The organism is Streptomyces sp. ALB3 (genome assembly GCF_044385685.1).
GTDB lineage: Bacteria > Actinomycetota > Actinomycetes > Streptomycetales > Streptomycetaceae > Streptomyces.
On record NZ_JBISCE010000026.1, the window covers coordinates 691087 to 715918 of the forward strand.

Here is a 24832-nt window from a genome sequence, read left to right on the forward strand (position 1 = left end):
TGGTGAGGCCGAAGTCCCGTACGCCGACGCGCGGCCCGTTCAGGCCGGCCTGGAAGGTGTCCAGGGCCTGGGCCAGCTTGGCCGCGAGCTTCCCGGCGACGGCGTCCGCCCGCTGCCGGCCGCTGGACTGCGAGCGGTTGCCGTGCCCGGTGAGGGTGATCGCCGGCATCGGCAGGCCGTGGGCCCGGTTCCAGAGCCCCGCGCGGGCGAGCGACAGGGCCAGTCCGTCGATCGCGCCGTCCGCGTCGGAGGGGAAGCCGTGCTCCCCCTCCTCGAAGCGGATGACCTGCTGGTGCCAACGCGGCGCGTGGCCGTGCAGCACCACCGTCGTCAGCGGGTTGGCCACCGCGGGCGAGGACTCGGACAGCAGGGCCGCGTTGACCTCGTGCGCCGACTCGCCGGGCCGCTTGCTGTACGCCCGGAAGGACCACAGGTCCTTGTTGTCCATCACCGGCGCGGCGTCCCGGATCAGGTCCCTGGCACGTGAGCGCGTCTGGGCCACCTCGCGCAGCGCCAACGCGTGCTCGGGCCGGTCCTCGTCGAAGTACCAGGGAATGCGCTCCGCCTGACGGAGGTCGGCCAGGGCCCTCGCCACACGCGCGAAGCCCTCCATGCGGCCGGTCTCCGCCTGGTCGGCACCGCCTTGCCTCGCCTCGGCGACCCGCTTCTCGGCGTCGCGGGCCAGCCGCGTCAAGTCGTCCTCGCTGTAGCGGTCGAGGTTCTCGTCGATGACGTCGTCGAGGAGCTCGGACGGGATCCCGCTCCCGGAATGGGTCTCGTTCTCCAGCGTGATCTGGTGGGTGCCGTCCTCGCTGGCCAGCACCACCTGAGCGAAGTGGTAGGGGGCGTGCGGGCCGACTCGGTCGCCGGGTTCGGCGTGGTTGTGCGTGAACAGTTGCGCGCCGCCGTCGTTCGTGGTGCTGACGGACTGGATCAGGTAGCCCTCGCCGACCTCCGCCCAGGCGTACTCATTGACGCCGATGCGCCGCGCGGCCGAGGCCAGAGGGGCACGCAGCGGGTTGTCCTGCGGCTCGTGACTCAGCGCACGCCCGTAACGCTCACCCGGTGTGGGGGCGCCCACCACGCCGCCGGTGAAGCGTTTGTCCCGGCCCGCCTGACGGGCGGCCCAGCGTGGGGTGACGTCGGTCGCGGAGCGGGTGCCCTCGGCGACCTCCGTCAGTGCCTGCGCCAGGTGGTGGGTTCCGGTGACCTCCCGGCCGTGCTGCCCGTTCACCGGGGCCGTCGAGACGACGTCGCCGGTGGGGCCCCGGAAGGCGATGTGGGACAGGGGGGCGCTCTCCGCGCCGGCCACCATCTGGGCGAAGTCCCGTGTGAAGGCGTGTTCCGAACCGCCGGAAGCCGTCAGGAACTCCGGCTCCACGCGGAACAGCGGCTCACCGTACGAACCGTCCTCCCTCGGCAGCAGGACGCCGGTCGACTCGTCGGCCCTCAGCCGGACCCCTGCCCCGGCCAGCCGCGCCGAAGAGCGCTCGATCGCCGCGCGGGTGGCGTACACCTGCCGGCTGCGGCCGGTCGTGCCGTCCTCGGCCGCGAGCGTCGCCAGCGACCGGTCTTCGGAGATGTGCAGGGGCGGCCGGTCGGCCATGGGAACGGTCCCGTGGTCCTGGCGCGGGAGGACCAGCGCGTCGGGGCCGGTGCCGCCCCGGACCTCCCCCACGGACCGCGGGAGCGGCTGGGTGAAGAGGATCCCGGTGCCGCGCTTGTCGATGACTCCGTAGTCACGTGTCGTCAGCGGCCGGGGGCGGCCCGCTTCGATCTGTCGTTCGCGGACGGCCTGGTCGACGTCCACGGGAACCTCGTGGCCTGCCGACGGGTCGTCCTCGCCTTCCGGGTCGGCCACGCTCACGGTGTCGGCCTCACCGCTGAGGTCCCGGGCACCGGGCAGCCCGCCGTCGGCGGACGGCGCGGCCGAGACCCAGCCCGCGCCGGTGTTGTCCTCGCTCAGCTCGAGCATGAGGTGGCGGGTCCCGGCCGTCGGGTGCGTGGCCAGGCCGACCGGCGCCTCGGGGTACCAGACGCGGCGGCCCGTCGTCCCCGCGACGAGGGAGGCGACGGTCGCGGCGTACTCCAGGGGCAGCGCCAGGACGATGTCCGCGCCGCGGGGCCTCCGGGAGTCGTACGAGATGAGCTTGGCCAGTTCCTCGGCGGTGCTGACCCGGAAGCTGCGCCCCGGCGCGGTGATCCCGACACCGCGGCCGTCCGCGTCGGCCGCGACCAGGTACGGGTTCTGCCAGGGAGCGGGCCGTGGGATGACCCTGCCCCTGCCGCGCACGGCGTAGGACTCGAGTTCCGGAGTGGGCTGCCCCGGTCCGGTGTAGTCGCGGCCGGTGGCGTTGCCCTCGTCGTCGCGCAGCAGCGTGCCCTCGTCCAGGGCGCCTTGCCCGGTCAGGATCTGCTGGTCGATGAAGAAGAGGGCGAGGTCGCCGACGCCCGCCAGGTCGTCCGAGGAGGCGTCGAGCGCCAGCGAGCCGAGCTGCAGGAAGTCCGCGGGGCCCGGCCGGGCCCCGCGCCCCATGTGCAGGACGTACCGGGTGGCGCGCTTCAGGCCGTCGCGCAGCGTCCGCGCCGTCGGGTGCGTCTCCGCCTCCTCGCGGACGAGCTCGTACAGCGCCTCGGAGGTCTCCCGGAGTCGGGCACGCGGAACGGTGCCGCGCTCGGGGCCGAACAGCGTGTCCAGCCATGCCGGTTCGGCCCAGAACGGCCGCTCGTCGTCGTCCTCGTCGTCGGAGTCCGACTCGTCGGACGCCTCCGCCAGGGTGGGCAGAGCGGCTGCGGGGGGCAGCGGTGGCGGCACCGCACCATCAGGGCCGGTCTGCGGGGAGGCCTCCGGGAGCGATACCGGGTCGGCCCATGCCGGCTCCCGGATCTCCGCCGGCGCGCTCTTCCGCGCGTCCGCCCAGGTCGTCCCCTCCGGAGGGGTGTGCGGCTCGATGTCTCCGGCCACCGCCGCCCAGAGCTGGAGGTGGCGCGGGCGCAGACCGCTCTGCGCGAGGCCCTCGGGGGCCTGCTCGCGGAACGGCCCGAGCAGGCTGCCCGGCGCGTGGAGCCGGTCGGCGTTGCTCGCGTCGCGTGTCTCGTCCCGCAGGAACAGCTGGTGACCCAGCTCGTGCGCGAACTCCACCGGGTCGGCGTCGGCCCACCACGCCCGCTGGTTCATCGGCTGGTCCCGGCCGACGAGATCCACCGTCAGATGGGGGTTTCCGTCCGCTCGGACCGCCTCCACGGTGACGTGCAGCCGGTCGCCGTTGGGCAGCTCGTGTCCCGGACCGTTGTAGAACTCCTCCACGCCTTCGAGTACCCGCGCCATGACGGCGTCGGTGTCGGTCTGCCCGTCTCCCGGGCGGAAGGCGATCCGCACGGTCAGGTCGGTGACGGTCTCACCGCCGTGGGTGAAGCGCCGGACGTCGAAGGCCGAGCGCACGACGTACCGGGGCCGGGCGTCGAGGGCGGCGCGGGGCGGCTCGGTGGAATCTGTGGTCTCCCGGAGCGGGATGCGCAGGGCTGTGTCCCCGCCGTCCTCCGGCACCAGGTACAGGGCCGAAGCGTCCCCCGCGATCCGGTGGGGCGCCGAGTCCTGGTCCAGGTCGGCCATGACGACCGAGAGGGTGTCCATGTTGGCCACGCGGCCGATCCAGCCGCTGTCCCCCCGCAGGATCGCGCCCGTCGCCTCGTGGACGAAGTCGTGGCCGAATCGCGTCCAGCCGGCCGGCGGGATCTCCGCCCCGTCCGGGAGCCTTATGTGCCCGGTGTCGGCGACCTCGTAGCGGAAGGGCTCCGAGCGGGACTCGGCCGGGCGCGTGTACGTGAACCACCGGTTCGGCTGAGGGTCCGCGGTGGCCGTGGCGTCGTCCGCGGTCGCCGCAGCCGGGGCCTTGCCCTTCCCGGTCCCGGTGCCGGCCGGCGCATCGGTCGCGGGCGCGGCGGTGGCCGGGACGTCGGTGGCGGGCACGACGGAGGCCGGGTCGACGCCGCCGAAGCGGGGCCGCATGACGGTGACCGGGCGGCCGATCGGCCACTGCTCCGTCACCGGGTCGAGTCCGTCGTCGGGCGAGCCGCCCGGCAGGCCTCCGGACCGGGAGCCGCCCGGACCCCGGGTGGCGACCTTCCGCAGTCCGCCGCGGTGGTCGTCGACCGTGATGTCCACGGTGCCGGTGCCCGTGTCGGCGGTGGCGGAGCCGCGGCCGCGCTCCGAGCCCGGGACGACGGTGATCACGTCGGCGGTGAGGTGCGGTCGCGGTGTTCCTTTCTGGAGCGCCGCGAGCGCCTCGGCCAGTTCCTGCCGGAACGAGGCCGCAACCGCCTCGGCACGGGCCTTCGCGAGGTCCCGGCCCGCCAGGCGTCCGCTGCGCAGACCGGTGACCTTGACGTCCGGGAGCGGCAGCCCGTTGGCGGCGTTCCACATCGCCGTCCTGGCCACGATCTTGGCCAGGTACTGCATGGGGGGCTTCGCAGCGTCGGGCGGCTGCTGGTCGCCCTTCCCGAAGGAAATGGTCATCGGCAGTGCCTGCTGGCCGCGGAGCACGACGGCGGTGAGCGGGTTCGCCTCGGCGGCCGGCCTGTCCTCCAGCAGTTCCGCGTTGGTGTCGTGGGCCGACTCGCCCGGCCGCTGGGAGTACATCCGCATGTACCACTGGCTCTTGCCGGGAATGACCTGTTCGAGCTGTCCGATGCGCTGCGCGGCGGTGCGGATGGCACCCTCCAGCGTCCGCTCGGCTGCGGCGCGCTCCGGTGAGCCGGCGGGCGCCGCGCGCATCTCCGTCTGGGCCTGCTTCGCCCGTGCCAGCGCCAGCGTCAGATCGAGATGGCCGCGCAACTCGGTGAGATGTTCGTCGTCGCCGGCCTCCTGCCGCCGCTCGATCTCCCCGCGAAGCCGCTCCGCGGCCTCCCGCAGAACGTCCAGGTTGTGCCCCCTCAGATTCGCCCTCGCCTCACCGCGGTGCCGGGCGTTCCGCTGCGAGGACCGCGCGTGGTTCTCCAGGGAGATCTGGTGACTGCCGTCCTCGCTGGCCAGCACCACGGTGGCGAAGTGGTAACCGAAGTGCGAGCGACTGCTGCCGGACCGCGGCTTCGCGTAGTTGTGTTCCAGGCTCGGCTGGCCCTCGGCGCCGGCCGTCGCGACGGACTGGACGACGTATCCCTCGCCGACGCCGGCCCACGCGTGCTCGTTGACCCCGATCCGTTCCGCGGCGTCCGACAGTGCGTCACGGCGCGGGTCCACCGGCTGGTCGAGGCTGAGCGCGCTGCCGTAGGCGTGGCCGGGCAACGGGCCGCCGTCGCCGCCGGTGGGCCGGTCGTCCCGGCGGACGTACGAGGACGCCCAGGCGGGATCCACCCTGTCGGGGGCCACGTCGCCGTCCGCGACGTGGCTCAGGGAGTCGGCGAGGTGGTGCGTGCCGGTGACCTCGGCCCCGTCGGAGGCGTTGACCGGGGCGGTGACCACCTGGCCGGTGCGGGGATCGCGGAAGACCATGTGCGACGTGCGGGCGTTGTCGGCCAGCATGTCGGCGAAGTCCCGGCAGATCTCCTCCGAGGACTGCCCGGAGCGGGTCAGGAAGTCGGGCGTCACGCGGAACAGCCGCTTCATGCCCCCGTCGGGGGTGGGCAGCAGGATGCTCAGGTCCTCGTCGGTCCGCAGACGCATCGCGAAGCCCGCGCGCGCCAGACCGACCGACGCGCGGGCGACGGCTTCCGCCGTCGCGAAGACCTGCTGTCCGTACGCGCCGTTCTCGACCGCGAGCGTACGGTCCGAGGAGATCCGCAGCTCGGGCCGCTGGGTGGCGAGTGTCTCGTGGTAGCCCTGTACGGACATGGCCAGGCTCGGGGCGCCCTCCAGGTTCGCCAGCGCCTGCGGGGGCCGCCAGACGCCCTCGAGGATGCCGGGCTTGCGGAAGAGCACGCCGTCACCGCTGTGGTCCACGACGCCGTAGTCCGTGGTGGTCAGCGGCTTGGGCCGACGTGCCTCGACTCCCTCAGCGGGCTCGGACCCGTTCTCGTACAGGTCGACGATGTCCGCGACGTCCGCTTCGCCGGTGTCGTCCGCGCCCGGTCCGGTGGAGGCCCATGCCGTGCGGGCGCCGCCGGGGACCGGCCCCAGGGTGATGTGGTCGGTGCCGGACCGCCAGTCCGTCGAGGGTCGGGGGCCGTGCTCCGAGTACCAGACCTTCGAGCCCGTCAGGTCGGCCACGTGCCGTGCCAGGGACGCGATGTCACCGTGGGGGAAGGCCAGGACGACATCGGTTCCCGCGGGCCGCGCCGGGTCCCGTGCGACGAGCCGTGCGAACTCACCGGGGTCGTCCAGGGTGAGCCTTCCGTGCGGCGTCATCAGGTGAACGGCGTCCGCGCCCTCCTGGGCGAGGACCACGTACGACTCCGGCCAGGGTGCGGTCCAGGTGATCTGGCCCCCGTCCTCGCCCTCCACCGCGTACGAGTTCAAGGGCGGCGCCTGGTTCCCGGTGCCGGTCCAGTTCCTCCCGGTACCGGCCTCCGACACCAACCGGGTGTCCTCGCCCAGGACGGCGTCGTGCTGTGTCAGGTAGTCGGCGAGGGCGTCGGCGTCGGACAGTTCGTCAGGGGATGCGCTCAGGGCCAGGGATCCGAGGAGCAGCAGGTGCTGTCCGTGCACCGGGGCATCCGGGCCGAGGTCCAGCACGCGCCTGGTCAGGTCGTGCAACGCGTCCAGCTCACCGGTGGCGACGGACGACGGTGCCGCCTCCCTCAGGGCGAGTTCCCGCAGCGACGACACCGTGTCGACCAGTGTCTCGGGCGAGTGGTCGTGCCTGGCGGCGGCTCCGAAGAGTAGGCCGAGCCACGCCTCCTGGGCGGCGTCCGGGGAACCGTCCTCGCTGTCGGTGTCACTGCTGTCGTCGACGAAGCGGAACTGCGCCAGATCGACGTCCAGGGGCCCGCTTTCGCTGTCGGTGTCGGTGTCGTTGCTGCCGTCGGTGTCGCTGCCATCGGCGAAGTGGAACTGCCCCAGCGCATCGGCTCCGGAGCGCCGGGTGGGCGCGGACGGCGGCAGGGGGAACGACCGGTCCTCGGTGTCCGCCGCCTCCGGCGTCTTGGCGGCCCCGGCACCGGACAGGGTGCTCAGCTCGTACGCCTCCTCCTCACCCGGGAGCCCCGGGAGCCCAGGCAGGTCGCTGCCGGCCGGAGACGGAGGCAGGGGTACGGAGGCCGGGTCCTGATGCGAGACGGGCGGGGCGGGCTGTGGAGCGGGCGGGGCGGGGGTGCGCTCGACCAGCGGTACGAAGTCACCGCCCCGGCGCCGGAGTCGGAGGTGTGGGCCGTCGGCGGAGGGACCCGGGTAGGTGTGGGCCGTGCCGTTCTCCTCCACCAGGGTGACGGTGGCACCGGTCACCGCGGAGGCCCACTCGGCCACCGCCCGGTCGGCTCCGGGGCCCCAGGGCGCGTGTGTGAGGTGGCGGCGCAGGTGGCCGTCAAGGGCCTCGCGGCTCGGCGCGGGCGCTCCGGGGCGCAGGTTCATGGGCGGAGGGCCGAACAGGGCGTCGCGCCCGGCGACGTCGCCGGGAAGGCCGTTCAGGCGCAGCAGCTGGGCGGGCGACGCTCCGGCGCGCATGCGCAGCCGTGCCGCCTCCCGGCGGTCGAGTCCGGGCTGTCCGGCGGCGTGGCGCAGGGCCGAGGAGAGCGCGCCGAAGAAGCCGTTGCCGCGTCCGGTGGGCGTCCCCTGGGTGTAGGTGGCGCCGTCGGGTGCGGTGAGGACGCCGTCGCGGGCGAGGCGGTAGCGCGGGTGGCTGCTGTCGGCGGGCGGCAGCCAGGGCGCGGTGGTGTGACTGCGGTGCACGGGCGGCTCAGCCGGCTGCCCGGTCGTGGCGTCGCCCGCGGTCGCGGCGGTCGCCGCGGCCGGCAGGGCGGCGGTGACCGGGGCCGGGGTGCCCGGCGGGAGGGCGGCGTGGAAGAAGCCGTCGGAGGCGAACAGTACGGGGTCGGCGGCCGGGTCGACGGCGGCCGGGTCGAGGCCGTGCGGGAGGAACAGCTGATCGCGGCCCTCACCGGTCACCACGGTCAGCGGGGTGCCGAGGACCCGTGCGGCGAGGGCCGGCAGCAGGTCCGCGCCGCCGTGGTCCCCGGCGCGGCGCCCGGGCGGGGCCTCTACGCCGTCCTGCTGCCCGGCGGGGACCTGGCCGGGCTCGCTCGCGAACGGACGGGCCAGGGCCGCGGTCGCCAGCGCGACCCGCTGGTCGGGCGTCCCCCAGAACGTCAGCGGAAGGCGGCCGAAGGCGTCGAACTCGGCTTGCTGGGCCGGAGTCAGCACCACGCCGGCGGTGTCCAGTTCGTCCTGCGTGAAGGTGTCGGCGACGTCGAGGGCGAGGGCGTCGAGCAGATCCTCGTTGGCGTCCTCTCCCAGCGCCCAGGCGAGTCGGTCCCGGGCGGCACCGATGGCCTCGGCGGTGACCTCCGGGTCGCCGGGAGCGGCCGTGAACCGGGCGGCGAGGTCGCTGCCGAGCAGGTGGGGCAGCCGGCCCCGGACCTCGGCTGCGGCGAGCAGCGCGTGGAAGAACGAGGCGCCGTCGTGCGGCACGTCGTGCACCTCGCGCACCGTGGCGCCGTCCGGCGAGGTGAGGGTGCGGGGGGCGGTGCCGGCGCCGTCGTCGAACCCGTACGGCTCCGGCGCCTCGGAGCGCCATCCCGGTGCGGCGTACTCCTGAGGCCGGTCGGGCACCGGCACCGACACCGAGCCCTGGTGATGGGCGGTGAGGCGGGAGGCGGCGAGGTGCAGCCGGTGATGGTCGGCGGCGGCCCCGTCGGTGCGCGCCTCCCACAGCCGTACCTGGTCGCGGGCCGCCTGCCAGGTGACGACCGCCGGGGCCTCGGCGAGGTCCCGCGGCAGCACGGTCGCGAGGCGGGGGTCGTCGTCGCCGAGCGCGGTCCGCTCCGCCGGGCTCAGCGAGAGCCACGCCTCGCGGGCCCGGGCACGGGCCTCGTAGTACTCCTTCTCGGCCGTGGCGAGGTCGGCGGCGGCCTTGGCCATGTCGTCCCAGGCCGTGCCCACCTCGTCCGGGAACGTGCCGTCGTCCAGGAGGCCGTAGTCGCGGGCGATGTCCTCGCGCAGCCAGACCAGCGCCGTGGTCCCGGCCTCGGCGGCGCGTGGTCCGCGCGGGGGCGCGCCGAGCGCTCGCACGGGGCGGCTGTGGGTGATCCGGTGGTCCACCTCGGCCACCGCGAGCCAGGTCACCGGCACCGCGAACAGCATGCTGCGGTCGGTGACGACCTTGACGTGGGTGCCGAGGGTGGTGTCCGCCGCGCCCTTGAGCGCGGTGCTGTCGTTCGTGCCGGCGATCGGGACCGTGGCTCCGGGATTGGTCATACCCGCGTTGCTGTTGCCGGCCATCGGGGCGGTGCCCACCGCACCCTCGACGTTGTCGGTGGTGCCTGCTTCCAGCGCGTCGGAGGTCTTACGCCGCTGCATGGCCTCCATGCGGGGCTTGTTCTCCACGGCGAGCAGCCGTGCGCCCCGGCGGTGCATCTTCGCGTAGAGGCGCGAGTCGGCGGTGTGCGACTGCCCGAACAAGTGGGCGGAGGACTGGGTGGGCAGCCGGGAACCCTCCGCGCCGAGGGCCTCGCGGAAGCCGGCGGTCAGACCACCCTGCGACGCGGCCTCCTGCTGCGCCTGCCCGGGAGCGGTGCCGAGCCCGGTGAGCGGGGTGAGGCGGGCCATGCGCACGCGTCCGGCGAGGATCTGGCCGGTGTGCCGCCGGCCCAGGTCACCGTCCCCGAGGCCGTCGGCGCGGGCGGTGGCGAGGGTCAGCGCGTCGTGCACCCCGGCCGCGCCCCGGATGTCCACGGCGAGGATCCCGGAGCCGATCCGGTCGTCGAAGGGCAGGATGTCGGCGTCGGCGCCGCTCGTGCCGCCTCCGGACGTGCGCCAGGCGGACACGCCCTCCGGCCGGGCCTGGTCGGCCGTGAGCATGCGTACGGCACGCTCCGGTTCCGGCACGTCCTGCTCGGTGACCGCGCCGTCGTCACCGTCGCCCACCGGGGTGAGCAGACCCGCGGGGGTGATCTCGTTGAGCGTGCCGACCTGCGCGACGGCTCGCGGCGCGAGCGGGTCACCGGCGGCGTCCGTCATGGTGACGGTCAGGATGTAACTGGTGACGATCTCCGCGTGGGCCTGCGTGGTGGCGATGTTCGGCATCGCCGTACTGCCGTCGGTCTCGGTCCGGTTGCTCGCCCGCTGCTTGGCCGCCGTGCCCTGCAGCGAGGGGTTGGCGACGAGGACACCGTCGCCCGCCGCGCGCTGACCGCCGCTCAGGGTGAGGTCGGCGCCCCGGTCCTGGGAGGAGCTGGAGGCGCCGTCGCGGGCGGTGTTCCGGTAGTCCTCCAGCTCCAGGCCCGTACGCAGCCGCTGCACGGTCGTGGTGACCGGCGTCAGCCTGAAGCGGATCTGCCCCGGGCTGCCTCCGACCGGGAGGTGGTGCGGCCTGGACCACGTGCGGTAGCGGACCGGCAGGCTCATTCCGTCGGTGGTCAGCTCGTGCAGATGGGCGCGCAGGAAGTCCGGCGACAGCCGCTGCAGGACCTGCTCCCGGTCGTGCGAGGGCACGCCGATCTTCTCCAGGCGTGGCAGCAGCTGCTGTGCCGCCCGGCTCGCGTCGAGCTGCCCGCTGGGATGGGTGGGGAAACGGCGTCCGCGCATGAAGCCCGGCACCCGGTAGCCGCCGCCGAGGTTGCTCGGTGTGGTGGTGCCCAGCCCGTCCGGGGCGAGCCCGGCCTCGATGACGTCCTGCATGGGCAGGTGGAACATCACCGCGTCGCGGATCCGCTGGAGCGCGGCGGCGGCCCCGCGCGGTGACAGGCCGCGCCCGAGGCGCTCCGACAGCCGCCCGGCGGCGGAGCTGACGCGGGACCCGGCACGGGTGCCGACCGTGCCCATCGCGGCCGTCCAGCGGTCCCGCACCGCCACGGTCTCGGCGGCATCGGCGACCACCAGGTACATCCGCCCGGCGAAGGTCAGGGTGGTGTTGCGTCCTCGGGTCAGGGCCTGCGACACTCCGCGGCCCTTGCCCCAGGCGTACTGGAGCGCGGTCGAGTACGAGCCGACCACCGCCTGCTCGCCGGGGAGCTGCTGCAACGGCATGAGGCCGCCCTGGACGCCCAGCGTGGTGCGCGAGACGGTGCTCCCGCTGCCGACGACCCGGTGCTCGTTGCCGATGGTGGCTTCCAGGCTGGCCGGCTTCGGATCGCTCCTGACCCGTACGTTGTCCAGCTCGCCGCGGATCGCCGCCTTCAGGTAGTGCGTCCGGAACGGCCCCGCGCCGTTGAGCCCGGCGACCCGTGAGCCGAACGGGCCGAGGTACTGACCGAGTTGCCCGGCCACACCGAGATTGGCCATCGCCCGGCGCAGCGCGGTGCGGACCGGCGCCCCGGGCGCGCTGACGTGCCAGGAGGTGCCCGAGGCGCGGTCGGCCGTGTCCTGCATCAGCTGCTGGCGCTGCGGGCCGCCCTCGGCACTGAGCACCACGTGCGGAGCGCTCAGCAGCCGCCGGACGAGCTTCCGGTCGTCCGAGTCGGCTCTGGGCAGCGGACGGGTGCCGTCGAGGAGCTGGCCGGCCTCGACGGCGGAGAGGCGCTGCGGCACGGGCGTGGGTGCGGGCACGGGTGCCGAGCCGTCGGCGGGCGGGTCGGCGGGGGCATGGCGGTCCGAGCCGTGCGCCGCGGGCACGGCCAGCTCCACCCGTCCCACGGTCTCGGTGCCCCTGCTGAACAGCGGGCGCTCCTCGACCTTGCTGACGAAGACGCCCGCGCCGAGCAGTCCGACCGACAGCAGCCGGGCCCAGCCGCGCGGGCGGCGGTGGCCCTCGAAGGACGCTCCCAGTTCCACCTCGTAGCTGTACAGGTCTGCGCCGTTCTGGAACGTCAGGTGGTCGTGGGCGACCGTGACCGTGTTCCGGGTGCCCTTCTGGTAGGCGCGGGCGTAGCGGGCGCCTACCGAGACGTTGCCGGTCCGGCGCGGCAGGTTGGCCTCGGGCACCTTGTCGTGGTCGCGGGGCGAGACGCCCACCTCGACACCGGCGGAGTAGGTGCTGGACTCCTGCTGCCCCTGGCCGGAGACCTCGTTCCCGATCACCGCGGTACGCAGCGACCGCTCGCTCATGGTGGTCTCGAACCGGCGGTCGGCCAGCCGCGCCCGCAGGATCAGTGTGTGGTGGCCGCGGCGCACCTTGCCGTCCTCGGTGAGCGTGACCGGGACCCCGGTGGTCGTCAGCTCGTCCAGACTCTGCGTCAGGGTGGGCCGGTTCAGGGCCTCGCGCACCTGCCGGTCGTTGTGCAGCGCGGTCCGCATCCGCCCGTCGCCGTACCAGAGCCGGGCCAGCCGGGGGTGCCGCAGCATCAGCGGCGGCACGAACAACGACGGGTACGAGCGGTGCAGCGTGTCCAGGACGGCGTCCGTGAAGACCCGCATCGGGTCCTGGGGGGCGGTGCCGTCCTGCGGCGCGACCGGTTGCTGGGGCGTCGGCAGCGTCTGCTGCTGGGTCGCGGGCTGCTGGGTCGGCGGCGGTGTCTGCTGCGCGGCCGACGGCGATGTCTGCTGCTGGGTCGCGGGCGGCTGCGCCTGGGCGCGTGCCTGCGGACGGAAGCCCTCCGCGCGGACCTGGCCGCCCAGGTGCACCGGGTCCTCACGGGTGAGGTACCACGGCACCGGCGGCTCGGCGTCCGGGTTCGGTCCCGTGCGGCCGGGCGTACGGCCGTCCCAGCCCGCGAGCCGGCGGGCGTCCTGGGTGGAGATCCAGTCGAGGCTGACCACTCGCACCGGCCGGGCCGCGGACGCCGGTTCACCGGCCTTGCGGACCATCAGGGTGCGCTCCACCTGGTAGAGCGCCGTCGGATGGTTGCGGATCCGGCCGGTGACCTTGCGGGCCGCGTCGGTGCCCAGGTAGTGGCCCCGCCCGGCGGCGAGGTCCGCGCGTACCAGCGGGCCGCCCTGGATACGTACGTCGGTCTCCGGCCCGAGAAGGGTGTAATTCGGCCCGGCGGTGACCTGGAACCCGAACCGCGTGTCGCGGACGTGGCCGCGCTGGTTCTGGTACGTGGTCTGGGTGAGGTCGCGCACCTCCGCCTTGACGGACTCGGTGACCAGCACGGCGCGGTGCGGCACCGACCGCTCCACGACCAGGTGACCCAGCGGGTGCTGACCGCTGCCACGGGTCAGATCGGGCCCGCTGACCGGCCCGGTGAGCCGCCCGAACAGCCCGAGCAGCCTCCCCGGGCGGACGTAGGAGACCGTCGTGCGGTGCGCCGAACTGCCTGGCCGCGCACCGGAGACGGCCAGCGCGATGTCCTCCGGCGGGGCCGTCAGGTACAGACCGGTGGAGTCGGTGAGCCGTGGCTCCACCCCGTCCGGGAAGGTCAGTGTCTCCGGCGCCCGGCGGGGGCCGGTGAACGGCACGGTGAGGTCGTCCGGCAGCCGCCAGCTCAGCCCGTCCCGCATGCCGAACTCAGCGGTGTGCACCTGGGTGCGCTGCCAGCGCGGCCCCTGCGCGGGCGGGGCGGTCGTGCCGGTCGGCGGGCTGTCCGTTCCGGACGTGCCCGGTGCCTCGGTGACCCGCTCGACCCGCACCTTGTAGTAGACGTCGTCCAGGTGCAGGTGCGAGCCCTCGTGGGCGCGGTGCTCCCCCTGGTGGTACGCCGCGGTGCCCTGGGAGTAGTCCGTCCTGCGGCTCCAGCCCAGGGAGGTACCGATCTTCAGGAGCCAGTTGAGCGGCGGTCCCATGCCGATACCGGCAGCGATCCGCCGCCCGAAGCCCACACTGCGCCCGCCGCCCGTGCCTGCCTGCCCGCGGCGCATCGTGTCCACGCGGACCGTGGCACCGCCCACGTCGGAGAAGCGTTCCCAGCGGTGGTACGGGATGGCTTCGACGGTCATCTCCAGCCCGACCCCGGACTTCTCGCGGCCCACGATGCGGGCGCCGCGTGGGGCGGTGAAGGCCGAGGGCTGGTCGGTCAGCAGACGCAGCAGCTCCGCCTCGTCGAACCGTGCCCGCACCTTCGGGGGAACCTTGTCGAGGATCTCGCGCGCCACCGCCTCGGGCGAGCGCAGGGTGAGCACGCCGGGCCCGGCGAGCAGGCCGGTGGGCGAGCCCTGCGCAGCCCCGTCCGGGGCGCTGTCGCGCGGGTCGGCGCCCGGCCTGATCAGGACCGCGGGCAGCCTGCTGCCGTCCTCGAAGGTGACCGTGCGCGGCGCGGGCGCCGGCGGGCGGGCGTCCTCACCGGTCAGCAGACGCGCCGGGCGGTGCCGTTCGAGCTGGGTCTCGAGCGGTACCGGGTCGCCCCGGTCGGGAGCCTCGGCGTCATCGGGACCGGTGATGCCGGCCATGCCGCGCAGCCACTCCCCGAACGGGTCGGAACCGTCCGGCTCCTGGGAGACCGACGGGACGGTGGGCGTGGCCGGGTCCGGCGCCGGCTCCGGGGTGGGCACCAGGGCGTCGTAGTGGTCCGATCCGTTGTACGCCACGTACAGGGGGCTGCCGATGCCACCCGGATGCAGCCCGGTGACGAGGAGTGTGCCCGTCGTCTGCGGGTGGGGCCGCACCAGGCGCAGGTCGAGGTCGAGGGTGTGCGCCAGCGCTTCGGGCAGCAGATCGGCGAAGGGGGACGACCACAACCCGGGGCGTTCGGCGGCTGCGGCGAGCAGACCGCGCCCGCCGAGCCGCCGTGCGTCGGCGGGGGTGGGTGCGATCTCGGCGAGTTGCGGGAAGTCGCTGTCGGCGAGGATCTGCTGCCACCTGCCGGCGTCCCCGTCGGTGACGGCCTCTCGCGCGATGCGATTCCAGGCGTCGCCGATCCGGCGCCGGTCGTCCGCGTCGTCGACCCCGGCCAGGGCGCGTATCCGCAGGTCGTCCACCACGGTGAACACCGGGTCCGGTACGGCGGCGTCGGCGACGGCGCCCAGCTCGGACCCGGCGACGCGGTCACGCACCAGACCACGCAGTCCGGCGATGCTCCGCGAGGCCCAGGCCGGGGGCACGTCCCGGCTGCGCGCGCTGTCGAGCACCGCCCGGAAGAGGCAGTCCCCGTCGCCCCGGGCGGCCACCCGGTGGAAGGCGAGACCGTCCGCCCGGACGACTTCCGCCGACGGCCCGCGCACGTCCTCCTGCGAGACCGGCGTGGCCGGAGACAGGGCGGGCGTCCTCGTGAGCGGCGCGGGCCGGGTGAGCTGGGCGTGCTCGTTGCCGGGACTGAACCGGAGCAGCGGTTCACCGTCAGGACCCTGATGCGCGCCGACGATCTTGTCGAAGAGCGACTTGTCGAAGGGGGTCGGCGGATTCCAGAACATGTGCGCGCCGTGCACCACGGCCATGTTCCTCGACCGCATCTCCTCGATCAGCGCGTCGTGCTCGCGATGCGCGACCCGCGTACCGTCCGGCGTCGACACGTCGAACACATCGTGATCACCGGTGATCGGACGCCGGCCACCGTCCTCACCCATCCCGAAGACGACCCCGTCACGGACGACGAACCTGTTCTCCGCCTCCAACGCCGCCATCTTCGCGGCCAGTTCACGGAACTCCGTCGAACGCTCGTTGAAACGCGACAGAACCCCTTCCAGCTCACCCTCCGAAACGGTCCCCGGCTCAGGCATCACCGGCTTGAAGTAACCGACGAGCCCGACGCTCTCCGGGTCCGCCCCCAGAAGAACATCGACCTCGTTCAACGTCTTGGCCTTGATCTCCTGCGGCTTGGGCAACGCCCCGGCCTCTAGCCACTTCGGCGCAAGACGATTCGTCGGACGGACGTCGATGACCACGTTCCTGTCCCGCGCCAGATCACGGAACCCCTTGAAATTCTTCTCCGGCATCCCGAACGCATGCCGAGCCGTGTACGAGTTGACGTCACCGGTCCTGAGCGGCGCGGGCCGGGTGAGCTGGGCGTGCTCGTTGCCGGGACTGAACCGGAGCAGCGGTTCACCGTCAGGACCCTGATGCGCGCCGACGATCTTGTCGAAGAGCGACTTGTCGAAGGGGGTCGGCGGATTCCAGAACATGTGCGCGCCGTGCACCACGGCCATGTTCCTCGACCGCATCTCCTCGATCAGCGCGTCGTGCTCGCGATGCGCGACCCGCGTACCGTCCGGCGTCGACACGTCGAACACATCGTGATCACCGGTGATCGGACGCCGGCCACCGTCCTCACCCATCCCGAAGACGACCCCGTCACGGACGACGAACCTGTTCTCCGCCTCCAACGCCGCCATCTTCGCGGCCAGTTCACGGAACTCCGTCGAACGCTCATTGAAACGCGACAGAACCCCTTCCAGCTCACCCTCCGAAACAGCCCCCGGCTCAGGCATCACCGGCTTGAAGTAACCGACGAGCCCGAGACTCTCCGGGTCCGCCCCCAGAAGAACATCGACCTCGTTCAACGTCTTGGCCTTGATCTCCTGCGGCTTGGGCAACGCCCCGGCCTCTAGCCACTTCGGCGCAAGACGATTCGTCGGACGGACGTCGATGACCACGTTCCTGTCCCGCGCCAGATCACGGAACCCCTTGAAATTCTTCTCCGGCATCCCGAACGCATGCCGAGCCGTGTACGCGTTGACGTCGGTCGGGTTCAGCGGAGGGGGCGTCGGCTTCCCCTTGTCGACGGTGTCCGTGGGCGCCGGGTCCTGCAGGCGACGCGCCAGCTCGGCGGTGTCCTCGGGGCCGAGAGCCAGATCGGACAGCGGCAGACGCGCACCCGACAGCGACCAGACGACCTCCGCCGACGGCGCGTAGGCGAGTCCGCGCACGTCCTCCCGCGAAACCAGCGTGGTCGGGGGGAGTTCGGGCGGCGGTGCCGGCAGCAGTTCGCCGAGCGTGGTGGCTGGGCCGGCATCCGCCCGCAAGCCGGCTGCCGCGCGCAGGAACGCGGTGTACTGCGCGGGAGTGAGGTCGGCGGCGGGACCAGCCGTCGTGCTGCCCGTGACGGTGTGCCAGTCGGTCACCATCCGGCGCAGCAGATCGGGGGTCATGCGGCCGTCGCCGTAGCGGGCCGCGCTGTCCGCGTCCAGCCATCGCAGACCGTCCACATAGGCGAGTCCGGCGAGCAACTCCGCGTTCTCCGGTCGCTGTTCGGCGTCCGGTCCGAGGGCGTCCCGCAGCGTACGGATCTGCTGGAGGGTGCGGGCGCGCGCGAACACGTCCGCAGGGCCCGGGCCCGAGTGCAGACCGGCATCGCGGGCGGACCGGTCCAGGTCGGTGCCGCTGGGCTCCGGCATGAACAGCCGCCACCGTCCCGGCCCGTCCGTGCCCTCGGTGAGCACCGCGCGGACCTCGCCGTCCTGGTCGCGGGCGGTACCCACCTCGCTGGTCGGCGCGTACACCGACCGCCCGGTTTCGTTCGCGACGTGCTGCGCCACCGGCAGGCCCGCGATCGCCGGCTGCTGTCCGGTCCTGCAGGAGTACAGCACCAGCGGCCGGTCCTCGTCGCCGTCCACCGCCCAGGACTTGAGCAGCTTGCCGAGCTGGACACCGCTGACCTCCACGCTGGGCCGCGCCGCGTCCTCGGTGCCGAGCGTGACGGTACGGGGAGTGCCGTGGTTCACGAGGTAGTCGGCGCCCCGTCCGGTGCCGGCACCGGGGAGCGGGGCCGGCGGCCCGGTGAAGACCGTTCGGGTGGTACTCGGCGCCCCTTCGGTCCCCGCGACGGGGTTCGTCGACGGCGGCAGGGCGGACGAGCCGGCGGTGGACACGGTGCGTACGCCGCGGAAGGTGTCCTGGCCGATCAGCGCCCGACGCCCCGCGTCACGTGCCGTACCGTCCTCGGCCGGGCTCTGCGAGATGGTCAGCGTGTGGACGGCACGGCCCGGCGGGGGCTGCACCGTCGCATCCGGCACCAGGCGCCGCACCTGACTGAGCGGCACCGTGAGGCCGTCCAGGGTGACGACGGAAGGCTCGGCCGCCGGCCGCCGGGGACCGTTGCCCTCGCCGTCGGCGGGGCGTACGACGACCCGGGCGGACGGCGCGGGAAGTGGCACGGACGGCGTCGCGGAGGTGCCGCTCGACGAGAGAACGGGCGGTGGCGGGGTGATGCCCACGGCGCCGGTGCCGTGTCCTGCGCCGGGGCCGGGGGCCTGTCCGCCGGTCCCGGCATTGCCCCGGTCGCCCTCGTCCGACTCGAGGTGCACTTCGGAGGCCGTCCCGGTCCAGGGACGCGACAGGGTCGCGAGCTTGTCCGGGGCGGATACGGCGGTGTCGGTGGAGTCCGGACCGACTCCGTTGCTGTGTGCGGGAGTCGACTTCTCCGGGGGCGCCACCGACGGGGGTATGTCCGTGGAGGTGACGAACGGGTCGCTGTCGTCCGTCGCGGTGCTCTGGGTGGCGGGCCGGCCCATCGGGCCGAGGGCATCCGCGAGCGGCAGCAGCACGTCCGCACCGGGGAACGCGGTGTCCGTGGTGGTGCCGTCAGCCGTCGCGGCGGGCGCCGGACCGGTGAGCGGGCGGACCTGGACCGGGGCGCCCGGCCCCTCGCGAGTCAGCTCGACCGCGGCACGTACCGGGCGCCCTGCCCCGTCCGGCGTGATCGCCGGTCCGAGCACCACGGCCCGGTCCGTCCCGGCCCCGTCCAGCAGCTCGGCCGCCTCCGGCGACGCCTCCCCCGGCGGGGGCACCGCCGAGACCACGATGGTCAGTGGCGCCGCCGAGGCGGGCTCGAGGTTCCCGGCGCGGGTGGAGCCGGACTTCACGTCGGCTGTGCCGCTGCCGTCCCGTACGCCGGCTGTGCCGCTGCCCTCCCGTACGTCCGCTGTGCCGCTGCCCTCGCGCACGCCTGCCGCGTCATCGCCATCGCGTACGTCGCCGGTGCTGTCGAACGATCCGGTGGTGCTCAGCTTCGATGGAGCGGTCGTGGTGTCGACCGCCGGATCGGGGGCGGGGGCGGGGTCGCCGGTCCCGGTGACGACGGCGGTCGTGTCGACGGCCGGCGCCGTGGCCGGGTCGACGGCCGGGGCAGGGTCACCGTCTCCGGAGTGCGGCGTGACGCCGGTACCGGTCGGCCCGGCGGCCTGCGCAGTGTTCTGCGGGGAGTCGTCCGCCGCCGTCGGCGAGCCGTCCACCGGTGCCACGCCGTCCGGGGTGCGGGTGCCCTGGGGCGATGTGGCGGAGGGAGCCGTGCCGCCTCCGGCGGTGGGGACGCCACCCGGCCGGGCTCCGCCGCCCGTTCCGGATGCGGCGGAGTTCGTGGGGCTGCCGCCGGTGGCGACGGGAGCGCTGTTCCCCTGGGCCGGCACCGTAGCCGGACCGTCGTTCTGCCCGGCCGCTTCGTCCGAAAATCCCTGAGTGCCGCCGTCCCGGGAACCGTCGCCCTGTCCGGCCGCTTCGTCCAGGGACTCCTGGGTCCTGGCGTCCCGGGAACCGTCGTTGCGCTGGGACTCCTGGACGTCGTTTCGCGGTGGCGCCTGGGCCTCGCTCCCCGGAGTCTCCTGGACGTCGTTCTGCGGAGGCGTCACCTCCGAGTTCGCCGGTACATCCACGGCGACGTTCTCCGGAGCCCCGGACGCGGCGCCCTGCTCTTCGGCCACGTCGTCGAACCGTGCGTCCGGGCCGGGTTCCACCACCGGATCGGCCTGGCCCCCGGCGGGACGCGCGGCGGTGTCTCCCGGGGCCGTGGCGGGGCTGCCGCCGGAGGTGCCCGGCGCGCCCACCGCGGCGGGGCCGTTCCCGGGCGTGGCGGTGTCCGCCGTGACGGGAGCTGCGCCCACGGTGATCGGCGGCTCAACCGAGAAGACCTGCGTACCGAAGCCGTCGAGCGCGCGGCGGACCTCGTCCGTGTCGACCTGGGTGGCGGGGCTGTTCCCGGCGGGCACCACCCGGACCTCGGGCAGCTGCGACAGGTTGCCGTGCAGTCCGTCACGGACACCGATCTCGGCGCTGCTGGGCGGCTGGGCCCCGCGCAGTGCGGCGAGGTCACGCAGCGCCTGCTCACGGACCTCCGGCGAACCGTGGTGGACCTGCTGCCACAGCTCGTTCTGTGCGGCGGTCACGGGCAGCGCGCCCGGCGAGTACGGCGGCGGGTCCAGGGTCGTGTAGGGCGGCGGGCTCTCGGAGAAGTGGGGCGAAGTCCCGGATGTGTAGGGCGGGGGCGACTCGCTGCCGGCGACGTCCCCCTGTCCGGTGGTCTGCGGGGTGACCGGCGGGGACGGGGCGAGGGCGGGGCCGTCGCCACCCGTGGTGTCCGTACGCGAGGGACCCTCGGCGCGGTCGGAACCGCCACCGGAGTGCGAAGGACCGTCGGCGTCACTGTCGCCGCTGGAGACGGTGGGCGGCTGGTGGCGCAACTTGTCGATGGCGTGGCGCAGTTCGGCGGCACTGTTCACTGCGGTGTCGCTGAGCGTGGCCTCGACCTGGCTGCTGATGCCCGCGCCGACGAAGGTCGACCAACTGGTGGACCAGTCGCCCTCGAAGGCGCCCTTGATCAGGATCTCGGCGAGCGCCTCACCGGAGCCGGCGGCGAGGAAGTCGGTCACTCCCTTCAGGCCGTAGTGCCCGGCCAGCGCGCCGGGCCGGTCCGCGTTGTTGCGCAGGAGCTGGTTGTTGCGCCACAACTCGGTGTTGTTCCGGAAGGAGAGCGGATTGTTCCGGAAGGTGACCGGCACGTTGCTCGAGAGGTTGGGGCCGTTCCCGTTCGGGGTGGGGCCGAGGGTGTCGCGGTCGGGGTTCGGGGTGGGGTCCGCGTTCGGCTTGGGGTTCGGACCGCTGTTCGGGAGGTCGAGGTCCGGGCTGTTCTTCAGGTTAGGGTTGTTCTTGAAGTCGAGGTCCGGGCTGTTCTTGAGGAAGTTGTTGTCGTAGCTCCTGACGATGCTCCTCGCGAAGTCGTCGAAGACGCTGGTGAAGAGGCCCGCCGCGGCGCCGAACGCGGCGGCCTTGCCGATGTCGCTCCAGTCGATGCCGTCGGGGCGGCGGCCGTCCGGGGCGAAGTTCATCATCGCCAGCCGCACCGCGAAGGTCGTGAACGCCTCGGCGAACGCCTCGGTCAGCGAGGGCGTGAGGTGCAGCCGCTGGAGCAGGTGGCTGAGCGTGGTGAGGATGAAGAACCGGCTGCGCATTTTGGCCAGCATGATCTGACCTATCGAGGCGCCTCCGGTGACGTAGGCCAACGCCAGATAGATGGCGATCTCGATGAGCAGGCGGAGGATCTCGGCGATGACCTGCCACTTGGACTCCATGATGTCCATGGAGGTCTTCCGCCGGCCTTCGGCGATCTTGTCGAGCTGATCGGCGAAGTCGCGCAGGTAGTTCTTGCCGCCGTCGTCGATGAGCATGCCCATCGCCTTGCCGTACGACTCGGCGAGGTCGTCCGGCATGGACTCGCCGATGTCGTGGACCGACTTGTCGATCAGCGAGGACAGTCTGTCCAGCTTCCGGCCGAGACCGGAGTAGGGCCGACGGCTCTCGTACGCGAGATCCTCGTCGGCGTCCATGAGCCTCTCCCCGGTGAGGATGAAGATCATCGCGTTGACCTCGGGCGAGACCTGGATGCTCATCGGGGGCCGCCCAGGGGTCCGGGCGGGCAGCACGGAGCGACCGCTCCCGGCGCGGTGCGGGAGCGGCCTGCGGCGTGTCGGTCAGCGGCGCCCATGCCCGCCCGGGTTGCCGTCGAGTCCGTCGGTTTCGATGCGGCTGGTGCCCTGCTCGACGTTCTCGATGTTGCGGTCCCGGGTGTCCTTCATCATCCGGACCTGGCCGAGTGTGGCGTCGGTGATGCCCACCAGGGCATCCCGGATGGACAACATCGTGTCCTTGGTGGTCTGCCGTTCCTTCTGTTCCTGGGGCCTGGCCTTCTCCGCGAACTCCCCCTCCGTGCCGGGCCACTTCACCGTGGGCGCCAGCTCGTCGAGGAACTCCTCGGTCATGCTCCTGGTCAGGGTGCCGATCTCCTCCAGCTGCTTCGCCAGAGCCTCGATGCGATGCGGGTCTACGTAGTAGCGCTGTCCCATCGTCAGACCTCTCCCTCGTCGCCGAGCGCGTCCCGCCAGGCGGGGGTGGTCTGACCGCGTGCCGTGTCCCCGTCGTCCTCGCGCAGCACCTCGGGACCGAAGATGCGCTCCCAGTCCATCTCGAAACCCTTCAGCTCCGGCACGTTGCTGCTGGGCTCGGCGAAGGGCGCCATCGCCTTCATCACGTGCCGGTTCATCTTCAGGCGCGCCGCGCTCGCCGCCTCCAGAACGCTGGCGGCCAGTTCCTGCGGGGACATATCGCGGTACTTGTTCTCCAGGAAGTCGATCCCGGTCAGCTCACCCTGCGGGCCAGCCGTGGCACGGACCGCGCGGTCGGAGGAGAGAGCCGCGAACGACGCCGTCCGCAGCTCACGCTCTGTTCGCGCGACCGCCTCCTGGGCGGCCTGCAGTTCGGCCATGGCCTTCTCCAGGCGCTTCTCCAGCGGTTCCGTCACGCCTGCTCCCACTTTCTCCGTCGGCTCTCCGTGCGCGATGCCCGTACGTCCGGGCGGTGCGTCCTGCCCGGCTCAGGGCAGTCAACCACTCTGTTGATCCTGCCTGGTGCACGCCCGCCGTGGAAGCCGGGGGCGAGTGGTGTTCGTCTCCGCCCGGTGGCGCGGGCTATCTGAGGGATGGTCACCGCCCGATCACGGCCGGCGTGCCGCCCTCCTCCGTGCCCCACACGTCGGCGTCCTCCTCCAGGTAGTCGGCGGAGGTGGCGGGCCTGCCGCCCTGCTCCGCCTCCTCCTCGGGGGACGCGCCGCCGGTGGTCGTGACCCGGGAGGCCGGAGCCAGGAAGGTGTCGCTGTCCTCCTGCCGGTTCCACGGGCTGCGCCTGCGACGGTTGCGACGCTCGCTCTCCTCGGCCGCGTCGACCAGGACGGCGCGAACCCGCTCGCCGTTGCCCTTCTCGCCACCCGCGCCCATGCCCCCCATGCCGCCGCCCATCGGCATGCCGGGGCTGCCGGGCATGCCCGGGGCGCCGGGGGCGCCACCCCCGGTCGCGGAGGAGGCGAGGGGCGCACCCGCGCCTGCGGTGGCGCTGTCGGAGAGGGGGGCGACCCCGCCCACACCACCGTTCAGGGAGACGGAGCCCGCCCCGGAGAGGCCGCCGCCGGGGGCTGCGGTGCTTCCCTGGCCACCGCCGACACCGAGCTCGGAGAACGCCACGTCGCTGCTGGTGGTACCGCCGCCACCGATGCCTCCGCCGGACCCGTCGAGACCGCCGAGGCCGTCGAGGCTGCCGAGGTCGTTCAGACCGCCCAGATCCCCGATGGTGCCCGGACTGTCCAGGCCGACAGATGTGTTGAGGTCCTTCAGGTCGACCGTCTCGGTCCTGCCCTGCGGGTCGGTGATGGTGGCGACGCCCGTGTCCGGGTCGATGATCTGGGTGCTGCCGTCCGGGAAGGTGGTGTTCAGCCGGCCTTCGTCCAGGAAGGTGGTGGAGCCGTCCGGGTTGGTGACCTTCGCCCCGTGGGTGAGGTCCGTCTCCACGACGGAGCCGTCGGGGCCGGTACTGGTGAACATCCCGCTTTCCGGGTCGAAGACGCCCTTGCTGCCGTCCGCGAACGTGGTGGCGAAGTCGTCGTTCAGGAGCGCGGTGTGCCCGCCCGTCGGGGTCTCCAGGCCGTTGATGCCACCGAGGTCTCCCAGGTCGCCGAGACCGTTCGAGCCGTTCAGACCGCCGAGGTTGCCGAGGTTCTCGGTCGTGGTCGTACCGTCCGGGGCGGTGGACGTGGCCTGACCGGTCGTCGGATCCACGACCTGCGTGGTGCCGTCCGGGAACGTCGTCGTCAGCTTGCCGTCGTCACCCAGCGACGTGACCGACCCGTCCGGGTTGGTCACCTCCATGCCGCCACCCAGATCCTGCGTGGTGACACTGCCGTCCGGATGCGTCGTGGTCAGCAACCCGCTGTCCGCGTCGAAGGACGTGCTGGAGCCATCCGGGAAGTCGGTGGTCAGAGCGCCGTCACCGAGCTGCGTACTGCCACCGGTCGGAGTCTCCAGGGACCCGCCGGCGCCGTTCAGACCGCCCAGGTCACCCAGGTCGTCGACCGAGGTGGTGGGCAGGTCGGCGTTGATGCCACCGAGGTCTCCCAGGTCGCCGAGACCGTTCGAGCCGTTGAGACCGCCGAGGTTGCCGAGGTTCTCGGTCGTGGTCGTACCGTCCGGGGCGGTGGACGTGGCCTGACCGGTCGTCGGATCCACGACCTGGGTGGTGCCGTCCGGGAACGTCGTCGTCAGCTTGCCGTCGTCACCCAGCGACGTGACCGACCCGTCCGGGTTGGTCACCCGCGTGCCGTCACCCAGATCCTGCGTGGTGACACTGCCGTCCGGATGCGTCGTGGTCAGCAACCCGCTGTCCGCGTCGAAGGACGTGCTGCTGCCGTCGGGGAACTCGGTGGTCAGGGCACCGTCGTCGAGCTGCGTGCTGCCCCCCGTCGGGGTCTCCAGGGAACCGCCGCCGTTGTTCAGGTCACCGAGACCGCCGAGGTTCTGGGTGATCGCCTCGTTGGCCGCGTCGGTGGCGTTCTTCGTCCCGCCGGGTCCGTTGTTGAGGTTGCCGAGGCTGCCGAGGTTCTGGGTGACCGGCGGAACCACTGCCGTGGGCGACTGGTTCTCACCGCCCGGGCCGTTCACGTCGCCGAGGTTGCCGAGCTCCTCGGTCACCACCTGGTTCAGGTCGTCCGGGCCGCTTCGGCCGTTGAGGTTCCCGAGGTCACCGTTGCTCTCGGTGACGGGGATGTTCAGCAGCTCGTCGAGGTTCTGCGCGTCGACCGCGTCGGGATCGTTGATCCCACCGAGGCTCTCCTCCACGATGCGCTGCTGTTCCTCGGCCTCCCGCTTGGCCTCGTCCTGCTCGCGCCGCTGTTCCTCGCGCAG

3 protein-coding genes and 1 pseudogene (1 of these 4 cut by a window edge) are annotated in these 24832 nt (G+C 73.2%); all 4 read right to left on the bottom strand.

The features are described from left to right. Positions 1-21496, bottom strand: partial view of a lonely Cys domain-containing protein gene (locus ACHFIV_RS15080; protein ID WP_398968161.1) — the 5' portion only. 16838 nt of this gene lie to the left of the window's left edge; only the first 21496 of its 38334 coding nucleotides appear in the window; the start codon lies at positions 21494-21496; the stop codon falls past the left edge of the window. Positions 21497-21577: 81 nt separating this feature from the next. Next, positions 21578-21949 (bottom strand): hypothetical protein, encoded by a 372-nt coding sequence (locus tag ACHFIV_RS15085; RefSeq protein ID WP_398968163.1) that lies wholly within the window; start codon positions 21947-21949, stop codon positions 21578-21580. A 2-nt stretch (positions 21950-21951) separates the two neighbouring features. Beyond that, a complete protein-coding gene (locus ACHFIV_RS15090; protein WP_398968166.1) occupies positions 21952-22404 on the bottom strand; it encodes a YbaB/EbfC family nucleoid-associated protein in 453 nt (150 codons plus the stop codon). A gap of 181 nt (positions 22405-22585) precedes the next feature. Then, positions 22586-24832 (bottom strand): annotated as a pseudogene (locus tag ACHFIV_RS33200) (AAWKG family protein); the annotation flags it as partial.

Bases quoted from the DNA above. Each gene is read 5' to 3' on its own strand.
- ACHFIV_RS15085 (WP_398968163.1), bottom strand. From the start codon at position 21,949: ATGGGACAGCGCTACTACGTAGACCCGCATCGCATCGAGGCTCTGGCG.